This is a genomic window from Virgibacillus halodenitrificans, from assembly GCF_001878675.1.
Lineage (GTDB): Bacteria > Bacillota > Bacilli > Bacillales > Amphibacillaceae > Virgibacillus_Q > Virgibacillus_Q halodenitrificans.
Genome location: NZ_CP017962.1, coordinates 2,205,054 through 2,217,682, shown reverse-complemented (window position 1 = coordinate 2,217,682; position 12,629 = coordinate 2,205,054). Strand labels below are relative to the sequence as shown.

The following is a 12,629-nucleotide window of genomic DNA, read 5'->3' as shown; positions in this document are numbered from 1 at the left end:
ATGGCACAAATGACAATGATTCAAGCAATTACTGACGCAATGCGCACAGAATTAAAAAACGACGAAAATGTGTTGGTTTTTGGAGAAGACGTTGGCCAAAATGGCGGCGTGTTCCGTGCGACAGAAGGACTACAAGATGAATTCGGAGAAGAACGTGTATTTGACACGCCTCTAGCCGAATCAGGCATTGGTGGTCTTTCAATTGGGCTGGCGTTGCAAGGTTATCGACCAGTGCCGGAAATCCAATTCTTCGGCTTCGTATATGAAGTAATGGACTCAATTAATGGTCAAATGGCTAGAATGAGATATCGTTCAGGTGGTACACACACTTCACCAATTACAATTCGTTCACCATTTGGGGGTGGAGTTCATACTCCGGAATTACACGCAGATTCCTTAGAAGGTTTAATTGCTCAGCAACCTGGTATAAAGGTCGTAATTCCATCCACGCCTTATGATGCGAAAGGGCTTTTAATTTCATCTATTCGAGATAACGATCCTGTTCTATTTTTAGAACACATGAAATTATACCGTTCTTTCCGTGGTGAAGTACCTGAAGAAGAATATACTATTGACTTAAGTAAAGCGGATGTAAAAAGAGAAGGTAAAGATGTAACATTAATAGCATATGGCGCAATGGTTCACGCTTCTTTAAAAGCAGCAGAGGAAATGGAAAAAGACGGTATTAACGCAGAAGTTATTGATCTGCGAACTGTATCGCCAATTGATATTGATACGATTGTTGAATCTGTTAAGAAGACAAATCGTGTAGTAGTAGTGCAAGAAGCTCAACGTCAGGCCGGAGTAGCTGCTAATGTAGTAGCTGAAATTCAAGAACGAGCTATATTACATTTAGAAGCACCAGTGCTTCGTGTAACTGCACCTGACACTGTATATTCTTTTTCTGCTGCCGAGGAAGTATGGTTGCCAAATCACAAGGATATTATAGAAAAAGTAAATCAAGTATTGAATTTTTAATAAAACGAACAGGAGGTCGTCATAATGGCATATGTATTTAAATTGCCTGATATTGGTGAAGGAATCCATGAGGGTGAAATTGTTAAATGGTTTATCAAAGAAGGCGATGAAATTAAAGAAGATGATGTTTTATGTGAAGTGCAAAATGATAAAGCTGTCGTAGAAATTCCATCTCCTGTGGACGGCACAGTTAAAAAACTGCATGTAGATGAAGGTACTGTTGCAGTTGTTGGGGACTCGTTGATTACATTTGATGCTGAAGGTTATGAATCTGACGAGCCAGAAGAAGAGGAACAAAAAGAATCAGAAGAGCAAACTTCCGAAGATAGTAAAAAAGAAGAAAAGAAAGAGGAGAAAGAAGAGAAAGAAGAAAAGAGCACTTCTCCTAAAAAAGAAAAGTCAGAGACTTCAAATTCAGATGAGCGTGTTATTGCTATGCCATCTGTACGGAAATATGCACGCGATCATGAAATAGATATTCATGAAGTAACTGGTTCCGGGAAAAATGGCAGGGTTCTGAAAGAAGATGTAGATAAATATCTTAGTGGTGATCAAGCTACAACTAATGAGCAAGAAGAGCCTAGTGAAGCAGAAGCCACTGAAAGCACATCTCAACCAGCTTCTGCACCTAAAGGGGAATATCCTGAATCACGAGAAAAAATGAGTGGTATCCGTAAAGCAATCGCAAGCGCAATGGTTAATTCAAAAACAAAAGCTCCTCATGTTACTTTAATGGATGAGGTTGATGTAACTGAGCTTGTGGCGCATCGTAAGAAATTTAAAGCTGTAGCTGCTGAACAGGAAATTAAATTAACTTATCTTCCTTATGTAGCTAAGGCATTAGTTTCTGCATCTAAGAAATTTCCTATTTTAAATGCAGCAGTGGATGATGAAACAAACGAAATTATTCACAAGCATTATTATAATATTGGTATCGCAGCAGATACTGAAAAAGGATTGCTTGTTCCAGTAGTTAAAGACGCCGATCGTAAATCTATTTTTGCTATTTCACAGGAAATTAATGAATTGGCAGAAAAGGCTCGAAGTGGTAAACTAACATCTGAAGAGATGAAGGGTGCATCAAATACAATTACAAATATTGGTTCTGCCGGTGGACAATGGTTTACACCAGTTCTTAATTATCCAGAAGCAATTATTTTGGGTATTGGTCGAATTGCCGAGAAGCCAATTGTACGTGATGGAGAAATTGTGATTGCACCTGTCCTTGCATTATCACTAAGCTTTGATCATCGCATTGTTGATGGAGCAACAGCACAGCTGGCTCTAAATCAAATAAAGCGACTATTGAACGATCCACAATTAATTATGATGGAGGCGTAAATTATGGTAGTAGGAGATTTTCCAATTGAAGTAGATACAATGGTTGTAGGAGCAGGCCCAGGCGGTTACGTTGCCGCTATTCGCGCTGCACAGCTTGGCCAAAAAGTCACCATTGTAGAAAAAGGTACCCTTGGTGGTGTATGTCTTAACGTTGGGTGTATCCCGTCAAAAGCACTTATACAAGCTGGACATCTAACAGAGTACGCTCATGGAAACGAAGAGTTAGGAATTAAATCAGAGAACGTAACAGTTGACTTTTCTAAAGTTCAAGAGTGGAAAGGAAAAGTAGTAAATAAATTAACATCAGGTGTTGAAGGACTTTTAAAAGGTAATAAGGTTGATATTGTTAAAGGTGAGGTTTATTTTGTTGATAAAAATACAGCAAAAGTAATGGATGAAAAAAATTCTCAGACCTATACATTTAACAACTGTATTATTGCTACAGGTTCAACACCTATAGAAATTCCAGGATTCAAGTTCTCTGAGCGTGTGCTTGATTCAACAGGAGCACTAAATCTAAATGAAATCCCTGAGAAAATGGTTGTTATCGGTGGAGGTTATATTGGTACTGAACTTGGAACAGCTTACGCTAATTTCGGTACTGAGGTAACAATACTGGAAGGTACAAAAGATATTCTCGGTGGATTTGAAAAGCAAATGACTCAAACCGTTAAAAAACGCTTGAAGAAAAAAGGCGTAAAAATAATTACAGAAGCAATGGCCAATGGTGCTGAAGAAACTTCTGACGGTGTTAAAGTGTCATATGAAGCTAAAGGTAAAGAAGAAACAATTGAAGCAGATTATGTACTTGTTACTGTAGGTCGACGTCCTAATACAGAGGAAATAGGGCTTGAACAGGTTGGTATAGATAAAGACGATAAAGGTCGTATTAAAATTGACAAGCAATGTCGTACCTCTGTAGACAATATCTATGCTATTGGTGATATTGTTGAAGGAATGCCTCTTGCGCATAAAGCTTCCTATGAAGGTAAAGTTGCTGCGGAAGCAATCAGTGGAGAAAAATCAGAAGTTGATTATATCGGAATGCCTGCAGTTGTATTCTCTGATCCCGAACTGGCTACAGTGGGTTATTCAGAAAAAGATGCAAAAGATGCAGGATACAAAGTAAAGGCTTCTAAATTCCCGTTTGCTGCAAATGGTCGGGCTCTATCCTTGAATAATAGTGATGGTTTTATGAAGCTAATAACTCGTGAAGAAGACGGGTTAGTAATTGGAGCTCAAATAGCTGGACCTAATGCAAGTGATATGATTGCCGAATTAGGATTAGCAATTGAAGCAGGAATGACAGCTGAGGATATTGCGCTTACTGTTCATGCACATCCTACACTTGGAGAAATTACTATGGAAGCAGCTGAAGTTGCTTTAGGTACACCAGTTCATATGATGAAATAAAAAAAAGGAGCGAAATGCTCCTTTTTTTAGTGGTCTTATTTTTCTACAAACTTCTCCAATGTATTCACAATCTTTGATTTATCTTGATCACCTGACAGGCGAGAAACAGTTTGACCGTTTTTACTAATAATCAATGTTGTTTCCTCGATTTCTGATAGCCGTGCAGCTTCCTCTTTAGTCATTTCTCCTGTCTGTACATTTTTAAAAGCAGTTGGATACTTAGCTTTTAATTCAATTATCGCATCAATATACAGATTTCTATTATGATCACTTTTTGCATCAGAAAATAGTGATACATCATAATCTAGTGGCTGAAAAGTAACTACATCTATAACTTTATTATTCGATTTTGCACAGCCGGAAAATGGTATTAGAATTAGAATGAATATTAATATAACTATGAGCTTAATTTTCAAGCTAATCACGCCCTTTTGGGAAAAATAAAAGTAGTTATTATCATATATTCTTAGTTTAACAAAAAAATATGTCTAATTTAGTCGTGTTATCAGATGGTAAAATAATAGAAATTGGACTGTCTTATTAGTAATATATCTGTTGTATAAAAAGGTTATATTTCAAATTAGTTTCTTTTTGGCTTATACTAATTTGTAGAAGGACATCTTAGGGGGAGGCAGAAGGATGAAAAAAGTAGGAGTATTAGTTTTCATCGTAATCGCTATTGTATTATTGTCAGCATGTAGCAGTACGCCTGAAGAAAGTACACAAGAAAAAAGCACTGATCAAGACAAAGCTGAGCAACAGGAAGACCAACATTCTGATAGTGAAGAAAAGGAAGAAGAAGGTAAAGAAGCAGAAGAAGTATCAGAGGAAGTGAAAGAACCAAAGTATGAAGTAACAGAAAAAGCATCCATTGTTCCTATTGACAGTGCGGAAGAAAAAGTAGTGTTAATTACAATCGATGATGCACCTGATAAGTATTCATTGGAAATGGCCAATAAACTAAAGGAACTTAATGTAAATGCTATATTTTTTGTGAATGGTCATTTTATTGAATCAGAGGAAGGCGCTCAGAAGCTAAAGAAATTACACGATATGGGTTTTATTATTGGCAATCACACGAAAACCCATGCAAATCTTAAAAAAATAACAAAAGAAGAACAGCGAGAGGAAATATTATCTGTAAGTGATCGTGTTGAGGAAATTATTGGAGAACGTCCATTATTCTTCCGTGCACCTCATGGAGCGAATACTGATTATTCGAGGAAATTAGCTGCTGAAGAAGGTATGACATTAATGAATTGGACCTATGGTTACGATTATTTTGAACCATATATGGATGCTAATAAATTAGAACAAGCAATGATCAGTGGAGAAGGTCCAGAAGTGGGGGTAGATTATTCCTTACTTAAACCAGGAGCGAATCTACTAATGCATGACAGAGAATGGACGAACACTGCATTACCTGGAATCATTAAAGGACTCCGAGATAAAGGATATAAAATGGTAGATCCTGCATTGATTAAAACAAAAAATATGTGAAGTACCCCTGCAATTGGACAGATTTTTTAGCGGAAAATCGTCCTATTGCAGGTTTTTTTGTTTGCAAAAAAGTTTTTGTACAGCAAAGATTATTCCATACTGCTGAAAATATATAAACTGCGACGTAACTGTAAGTATTGTAAATTACTGTTTCTAAAAGATACACTACTAAAATATATTTTAATAAGTTTTGATGATCATCTACCGCCATTGATTTCCATTACAGATGAACGCTTTCCGCCGGCATGGCTTCAGCCGCTTCCTTCGCTACGCTCCGTGCAGGGTCTTCAGCTCATGCTATTCCGGCAGGAGTCGTCATCTTCCATTCCAATCAATTGGTATGTGCTATTGATTAATTTGAGGTATTTAAGAATTGAATAAGTAGCTCTTATCTTTAATCTTTGAGAAATACACTCTAGCGAAGGGGAAATATGAAGACTCCTGCGGGAAAAGCGAGACTAGCGAGACCCCACAGAACGGAACGTTAGTGGAGTTCGAGGAGGCTCGCAGGCCGCCCGCGGAAAGCGTAATATTTTCCCGTAGCGAGATTAGAAAATCATATCCACTACGTCGCAGTTTCCTCCAACTACGAAGGAACAAAATAAGTTTGTCTCCTCAATTGTTGCAGTAGTGACGAAAAAATTTCCGTTGTTGTTTTTAATATTTGAAATAAGTTATATTTTGAAAGTGGTGTCATCGTATTTTATCAAATTAAATTATTTTTAAATGTGTATAAAGTATGTGATGTTACTGAGGTAGGTATTTTAGTTATTGGATACATGGAGATAACATATTTTTTAATGTGATATACTAATTTGGGGTTGAAAAATGAAATGTGACATATTATAATATGTATACGCTAACATAATTTACGGAAAAGGAGTGGACCAGATGGGCACAATTGTTTGTCAAGATTGCCAGACAGTAATCGATCATTATAATGAAGAGAAAGTAACTACCCTTTATGGAACATGTCCGACTTGTAACGAAAATAAATAATTTTAGATAAAGTATATTAATAAAAAGGCTGCAATTTATAAATTGCAGCCTTTTTATTAATAGAATTATGTTATTTAAAACATATCGCTTTTTCAATCAAATAGCTATCAAGTGGCTCTTATAACTAAGTAAAGGGTTTATGCTCTTTAATAACGTGTATAGTCTCCAGTGTCTCATCCTGTAACCCCTGCACAGGCAGTCCAGCACGTATATTTTTGTGGATATAATTTATATTTTCTTCTGTAATAATTTCTCCCGGGATGAAAATCGGTATCCCCGGAGGATAGACCATAATGGATTCCGCACTGATTCTACCCGCTGCAGAACAAAATGGGATAATTTCTGTCTCTGCATAAAAGGCATCTCTTGGTGTTAAAGCTAATAAAGGTATATCAGGGATGGATACTTGTACATCTTTACCGCAAATTGTCTCTGTATTGCTTTCATCCAACCTTTTTAGTGCATGAACTAATTTTCCTGCAGATTCCTTTGTGTCTGCTGGAGTAATAATGCATAAAATATTATAAAGATCGGATAACTCTACCTCTATAGAGAAATTCTCCCTTAGCCATACCTCTGCATCATAACCTGTAATCCCTAAATCTTTTACAGATATAATAAGTTTTGTAGGATCGAAACTGTAGGCAGCTTCCGTTCCAATGATTTCATGTGCTGCACAGTAAACGTAATTTAAGCTGTTTATCTGTTTTCTTGTATCATTTGCTAACCTTAGTGCTTCATCTACTAATGTAAATCCATTAGTAGCAAGTTGCTTTCTGGCAGTATCTAAGGATGCTAATAATAAGTAAGATGTGGAGGTAGTTGTCAGCATCGACATGATTGTTTGTACTTTCTTGTGAGATACGCGTGTTCCCTGAAGGTTCAAAATGGAACTTTGCGTTAGAGATCCGCCAAGTTTGTGAACACTCGTAGCTGAAAGGTCAGCACCAGCTTGCATAGCTGAGAGAGGAAGCTCCTCATGAAAGTGTATATGCACACCATGTGCTTCATCAACTAACACTGGTATATCATATTTATGACTAATGCGTACGATTTCCTCTAAATCAGCAGCGACACCGAAATAAGTAGGGTTGATTACTAGTACTGCTTTTGTATCTGGATGAGCTTTAATTGCTTTTTTAACTGAATTTGGGGTAATACCATGAGAAATACCGAGTTTCTCATCGAGTTCTGGCTGTATAAAGATTGGAATGGCACCAGAAAAAATTATTGCTGATGTAACAGATTTATGCACATTTCTTGGAACAATAATTTTGTCACCCGGATTACATACGCTTAATACCATAGTCATTATTGCTCCACTCGTTCCTTGAACAGAAAAATAAGTATAGTCAGCACCAAAGGCGTAAGCTGCAAGCTCTTGTGCATCTTTAATTATTGCATGAGGATGATGCAAGTCATCCAAAGGCTCTATATTAATTAAATCAATTGAGAATACAGCGTCTCCGAGAAAATTGCGGAATGTAGGCTCTGCAGCTTTCCCTTGTTTATGACCTGGGATGTGAAACGCAATTGGGTTCTTCTCTATATGATTCAGTAGTCCAGTGAATAATGGTGTTTTATGTTGGTTAATCATCTTTCTTACCTCAATTTCTTCAGTATAAATAACTAGAGTATTATAGCAAATAATATCCTATAATTCTACTTCGATTTTTCGATAGCCTTATTATGGGTAGGGATGGTAACATAGTAATAATTAAAGTTATGGTTAGATTTTTAAGTTATTAATTAATGAGCTGGTACATAATATAAACTTTTAGGAGGTAAACCTTATGAAATGGGAAACTAGAATTTCGAAACTTCTGGGTATTAAATATCCGATTATTCAGGGGGGACTAGCATATCTTGCATATGCTGATTTGGCAGCAGCCGTCTCTAATGCGGGCGGATTAGGACAGATTACAGCTATGAGTTTATCAAGCGCCGACGAATTAAGAAATGAAATTCGCAAATTAAGAAAAATGACTACAAATCCTTTTGGTGTAAACTTTGCCATTGGAGAGCACGGTAGACCTTTTGAGCATATGGTCGAGGTTGCAATTGAAGAAAAAGTGCCTGTTATATCTGTGACAGGTGGGAATCCTAAAAAGGTACTTGATATGGTGAAAGAACAACCTATTAAAAAGCTAGTTCTCGTAGCTGCTCGAAGACAGGCAGAAAAGGCAGAAGAATTGGGAGCAGATGCTGTCATGGTTGTAGGTCAAGATGGTGGTGGCCATCTTGGGCGAAGTGATGTGGGAACCTTTACACTAACTCCCCAAGTAGTTGACAATGTATCCATTCCTGTTATTGCTTCTGGAGGAATAGTGGATGGTAGAGGAATGTTGGCAGCTCTTGCTTTAGGAGCGGAAGGAATAGAGATGGGGACTCGCTTTATTGCTACGAAGGAATGCGTTCATGCCCATCCAATTTATAAGCAAGCAATCATAGACGCCGATGAAAACTCCACTGTGGTTATTAAGCGTACCTTAGGAACGCCGGCTAGAGCTTTAAAGAACCCATGGACAGACAAGATTCTAAATGTCGAAAAGGAAGACGGGGGATATGAAGCCTTAAAGAATTTTATTAGTGGCGATGCCAATAAACGTTATATTTATGATGGTAAGGCAGAGGAAGGTTTTGGCTGGAGTGGACAAGGAGCAGCCAGAATACATGATTTACCGTCAGTTAAAGAGTTAATCGGAACAATGGTACTGGAAGCAGAAAAAATAAAAGAAAAATTATAAGACTAACCAGGAGGTTCAATATGAGTTATCACTATCCAATCGATGATAGTTGGACAACCCAAGAAATAATTGACGTTGTACAATTTTTTTCATTAATAGAACAAGCATATGAAAAAGGAGCCGCCAGACAGGATATAGCATTGTTATATCGTAAGTTCAAACAAATAGTCCCTTCAAAAAGTGAGGAGAAAAAACTGTTTGCAAATTTCCAGCAACAATCAGGCTATTCCAGTTTTCAAGTAGTAAAAAAATTAAAAGAGACGGAGCAAGGTATCATAAAAATGAAAGAGGGACATGCTTAAGTATGCCCCTCTTTCATTTTTATTTACTTCTCAATGCCATTTGATAAAAAGGAATTAAACTGTTAAAGGTATCTTTTACAGTATTGATAAATTTGTCCCCATTTTTCACACGTAAATCCGTACTAGGAAGATGTTGACCTATTAAAAATTCAGCTTTTTTTACATCACGGAAACGTTCCACGTCTTTCTTTTCAAGCTGTTTGAGGCTAATTGAAGTCTTCTTTGTATGGTCAAGTGATATTCTGTAATAATTTGGAAGTTTCTTTAATGTTTGGTAATTATCCAGAAATGTTTGTGCAATTTCTTTCTTGTGATCCAATTCATAAATAAGAGCAAGCCAAATAAATACGTGGTCATCAAACAGACCAATTTGAAAATGGGGATGTTTCTTATAACCGCGTTTATTATCGGCTATGGCAAGCCAGGTATCTTTTGGCGGATTTACTGTCCTTCTAGCATGTTTGGCAATGTGCAGATATACTTCGTTTCCTAATTGCGCTGATAAATAATCAACCATATAGCTACCTAATTCTTGAAACTTTGGTTGGATTCTTGATTGTATTGCTTCCATTCGGTCATCTAAGCCATTTATTGAAAATGTATTGAAATCATGCTGGTTAAAACCATCAAAATTCATTTATATCTTCCCTTCTCTTTTTCCTGAACTATTTATAATAATTATTATTAAATTTTTATAGCAATACGTCAAGTAAGTGAACTTATATCCTTTGTGTGAGTTGGTTTATGTTTAAAAACATCGAAATTTGGGAATTGATAAGTCAACTAACTGATTTTCAGAAAATTTATTGAACAAAATTGTAAGACAGTCATAAACATATTAAAAGGATGCTGAAAGGTTGTGAATCAAGTGAAATATGTAATGGAGGCCCTGAGACGAAAAGAAGCTGAGGAAAAATTACCTGTCATCCGTATGGAAATTGATTATGAATTGGTAACTCTCCATGATGCCCTGAAAGCAGAAGATAAAGTGCAAATTATTAAATCAAAAGAAAAATTGAAGCAGCTTAGAGAACAGCTGCTAAAAATTGAGAATGAGTAAAGAACTCCAATAAACCTTCAACAGTTTAATACAATGTTGAAGGTATTTTATTTCTCTTAAGAAAAAACGTAGACAATGAATAATTCCTTTTAATTTGATAGTATAGAATAAACAGTAGATAGGGGATGCGATATGAACACAGTAGAATTAGACAAAATATTTGACCAAGCTAAGTCTTGGGTTCTTGAAGCAGGAGAGACGATTAGAACGAAAATTAACGATCCATTAACAATCAATACGAAGTCCAATCCAAACGATTTAGTAACTGAAATGGATAAGGAAACAGAATTATTTTTTGCGAAAAAAATAAAAGACACTTATCCTGATCATCTAATTTTAAGTGAGGAAGGATTTGGCGATGACATCGATTCACTGAATGGCACAGTTTGGATTATTGATCCTATTGACGGAACAATGAATTTTGTTCATCAAAAAAGAAATTTTGCTATTTCTATTGGTATTTATCAAGATGGGGTTGGGGAAATAGGGCTTATCTATAATGTAATGGAAGATGTTCTGTATAGTGCAATCCGAAATAAAGGTGCTTATAAAAATGAAGAGAAGCTTCCTTTATTATCTGAATCAGTTAAGATTGAAGAAGCAATCTTAGGGCTAAATCATTTCTGGTTATGCGAAAATAGATTAGTAAAAGAACAAACGATGCAGCAATTGGTTAGGAAAGTACGGGGAACACGAACATACGGTTCAGCAGCATTAGAGTTTGCATACGTTGCAGAAGGTATCATGGATGGATATCTGACGATGAGACTATCTCCATGGGATATAGCAGCTGGAGTTATTATAGTGAATGAGGTTGGAGGAATAACTACGGATATTAATGGTGATAAGTTAAATATGATTAAAAGTAATTCGGTTTTTACTTGTAACCCACGTGTCCAGCATATTATCCTTGATGATTATTTAAGAAAAGGAAGAAAGTGATTCATAAATGAATCACTTTCTTTTCCTTCTGGATAATCCATAACCCATAATAGCAAAACCTAGGAAGATAAATAATAAAACAAGCCAAATGTTGCGGTAAGCAATGGCAACACCAACAGCAACAAACATAGAGATCACTAAAATTGCTAACAATAGCTTTGAAAAATTAATTCCTTTCATAAGGCCACCTCAATTTCTTTCAAAACACAGTATATCTCAAAATGCTAAGATATTCAAAAAGAACAATTAGTGAAATATATGTGAAATAACTAGCATGAACCAAAAAGATTTAGTATGATGGTAAAAGGTTTTTAAGAATTAAAATGGATAATGATTAATGGGGGAGAATGATGGAGACGAATTACAGTCTTATTTTGGATTTACTTATACATTTTTTCGGTACAGATCATATATTTTGGATTTTTTACATATTAAATTTAGTATTTGGTTCCATATCATTTAAGTTAGGATTTGCTCGAGAGTTACCTATTTTAAAAACCATTATTGTTTATATTATGCTTGCAATTGGAACGTTCATCTTGACGATATTTAGCATCATGAATCTTCCTATTACGGAGAGCTTAATCCTCATCGCTTTGGTGTTGGGCATTTATAGATATAGACTACATAAGCAACGAACAGCTACCAAATAAAAAAACGTCTTTCAAGACGTTTTTTTATATGAAATCATTTTTCTTTTTTTTCTCTTTATACAATTGAAAATCCCCAGTGGCATGTCGTTCATATGTTTTCTTTTCAATACGCTCATAGCAATCTTGGCATAAATACATATGAATTCTTCTATTTCTCAGACGTTTAGCTTGTAAAGAATCATCCTCAATTGACTCAACTGTATCACAAATGGAGCATTTAACTTGCATAATGTCACCTCTAATTTCAAGCCTCTAAATAGTTCTTTTATTTTATTTTAACATAAGAACATTAAATGAAGAAATACAGATTCACGTTTTATTCTTTCATATCGGGGAATAAATAAGTAAGACCACATTGAAAAAGAAAGGACGATTTCATGAAAAAAAGATTTATTGCTTCCGCTGTAGGTGCAACTGGTGCTATTGCTGCAACTGGTATGTATCTGAAAGACAAAAATAACCGTGATAAAGTAATGTACAAGGCAAAAGGAATGAAAAATAAGTTGCTGAATAATAACTTAAAAGAGCCATTTGAGGATGCTGGTGTGCCTGATCAGTCTGAATCAAAAGATTTAGCTCAATTAGAAAACTCAAAAATGGTATCTGAGGGTTCACAATTTGGTGTTCAATATTATAATGAATATAAGAAAGAGAATACAAGTGAAAATGAACAAAATTAGAAAGAAGATTGCCT

At 35.8% G+C, this 12,629-nt stretch carries 16 protein-coding genes; 11 read left to right on the top strand and 5 right to left on the bottom strand.

What is annotated here, in order from left to right:
* The 3 genes from BME96_RS11585 to lpdA are packed head-to-tail and all read left to right on the top strand — an operon-like array spanning position 1 to position 3,732.
* Complete coding sequence (locus tag BME96_RS11585) at positions 1-978, top strand: alpha-ketoacid dehydrogenase subunit beta (RefSeq protein WP_019378958.1); 978 nt, start codon at positions 1-3, stop codon at positions 976-978.
* A gap of 24 nt (positions 979-1,002) precedes the next feature.
* Complete coding sequence (locus BME96_RS11580; RefSeq protein WP_071649109.1) at positions 1,003-2,319, top strand: dihydrolipoamide acetyltransferase family protein; 1,317 nt, start codon at positions 1,003-1,005, stop codon at positions 2,317-2,319.
* Between the two features lie 3 nt (positions 2,320-2,322).
* Positions 2,323-3,732, top strand: a complete 1,410-nt coding sequence (gene lpdA / locus BME96_RS11575; protein ID WP_060680359.1) for a dihydrolipoyl dehydrogenase — start codon at positions 2,323-2,325, stop codon at positions 3,730-3,732.
* Positions 3,733-3,767: 35 nt separating this feature from the next.
* Here the strand turns inward: lpdA and BME96_RS11570 are convergent, their stop codons facing one another.
* Positions 3,768-4,148, bottom strand: a complete 381-nt coding sequence (locus BME96_RS11570) for a thioredoxin domain-containing protein (RefSeq protein WP_019378955.1) — start codon at positions 4,146-4,148, stop codon at positions 3,768-3,770.
* Between the two features lie 223 nt (positions 4,149-4,371).
* On the opposite strand from BME96_RS11570, the gene BME96_RS11565 reads away from it, so the two are divergent.
* The gene (locus BME96_RS11565; protein ID WP_019378954.1) at positions 4,372-5,232 is read left to right on the top strand and encodes a polysaccharide deacetylase family protein; all 861 of its coding nucleotides are present in this window, start codon (positions 4,372-4,374) and stop codon (positions 5,230-5,232) included.
* 891 nt (positions 5,233-6,123) lie between these two features.
* Positions 6,124-6,231 (top strand): GapA-binding peptide SR1P, encoded by a 108-nt coding sequence (locus tag BME96_RS11560; protein WP_071649108.1) that lies wholly within the window; start codon positions 6,124-6,126, stop codon positions 6,229-6,231.
* 124 nt (positions 6,232-6,355) lie between these two features.
* Here BME96_RS11560 and BME96_RS11555 read toward each other — a convergent pair whose 3' ends face one another.
* Positions 6,356-7,825, bottom strand: coding sequence for an aminotransferase class I/II-fold pyridoxal phosphate-dependent enzyme (locus tag BME96_RS11555; RefSeq protein WP_060680421.1), 1,470 nt, complete (start codon positions 7,823-7,825; stop codon positions 6,356-6,358).
* 199 nt (positions 7,826-8,024) lie between these two features.
* Between BME96_RS11555 and BME96_RS11550 the strand changes: the two genes are divergently transcribed.
* Complete coding sequence (locus BME96_RS11550) at positions 8,025-8,978, top strand: NAD(P)H-dependent flavin oxidoreductase (protein ID WP_071649107.1); 954 nt, start codon at positions 8,025-8,027, stop codon at positions 8,976-8,978.
* 20 nt (positions 8,979-8,998) lie between these two features.
* Positions 8,999-9,280 carry a UPF0223 family protein gene (locus BME96_RS11545; RefSeq protein ID WP_019378711.1) on the top strand — a complete coding sequence of 94 codons (282 nt, stop codon included), beginning with the start codon at positions 8,999-9,001 and terminating at the stop codon, positions 9,278-9,280.
* 19 nt (positions 9,281-9,299) lie between these two features.
* Here BME96_RS11545 and BME96_RS11540 read toward each other — a convergent pair whose 3' ends face one another.
* The gene (locus BME96_RS11540) at positions 9,300-9,917 is read right to left on the bottom strand and encodes a YktB family protein (RefSeq protein WP_071649106.1); all 618 of its coding nucleotides are present in this window, start codon (positions 9,915-9,917) and stop codon (positions 9,300-9,302) included.
* A 231-nt stretch (positions 9,918-10,148) separates the two neighbouring features.
* Between BME96_RS11540 and BME96_RS11535 the strand changes: the two genes are divergently transcribed.
* Positions 10,149-10,340: a hypothetical protein gene (locus BME96_RS11535; protein WP_026041477.1), complete on the top strand. Its 192-nt coding sequence runs from the start codon at positions 10,149-10,151 to the stop codon at positions 10,338-10,340.
* 132 nt (positions 10,341-10,472) lie between these two features.
* Positions 10,473-11,282 carry an inositol monophosphatase family protein gene (locus BME96_RS11530; protein WP_071649105.1) on the top strand — a complete coding sequence of 270 codons (810 nt, stop codon included), beginning with the start codon at positions 10,473-10,475 and terminating at the stop codon, positions 11,280-11,282.
* A 12-nt stretch (positions 11,283-11,294) separates the two neighbouring features.
* Here BME96_RS11530 and BME96_RS19865 read toward each other — a convergent pair whose 3' ends face one another.
* Positions 11,295-11,462 carry a DUF5325 family protein gene (locus BME96_RS19865; RefSeq protein WP_197035822.1) on the bottom strand — a complete coding sequence of 56 codons (168 nt, stop codon included), beginning with the start codon at positions 11,460-11,462 and terminating at the stop codon, positions 11,295-11,297.
* Between the two features lie 167 nt (positions 11,463-11,629).
* Between BME96_RS19865 and BME96_RS11525 the strand changes: the two genes are divergently transcribed.
* A complete protein-coding gene (locus tag BME96_RS11525; RefSeq protein WP_231478616.1) occupies positions 11,630-11,935 on the top strand; it encodes a YlaH-like family protein in 306 nt (101 codons plus the stop codon).
* 24 nt (positions 11,936-11,959) lie between these two features.
* Here the strand turns inward: BME96_RS11525 and BME96_RS11520 are convergent, their stop codons facing one another.
* Positions 11,960-12,163 (bottom strand): YlaI family protein, encoded by a 204-nt coding sequence (locus tag BME96_RS11520; protein ID WP_060680368.1) that lies wholly within the window; start codon positions 12,161-12,163, stop codon positions 11,960-11,962.
* Between the two features lie 149 nt (positions 12,164-12,312).
* Between BME96_RS11520 and BME96_RS11515 the strand changes: the two genes are divergently transcribed.
* Positions 12,313-12,615, top strand: coding sequence for a hypothetical protein (locus BME96_RS11515; protein WP_060680370.1), 303 nt, complete (start codon positions 12,313-12,315; stop codon positions 12,613-12,615).
* The last annotated feature ends 14 nt before the right edge of the window (positions 12,616-12,629 follow it).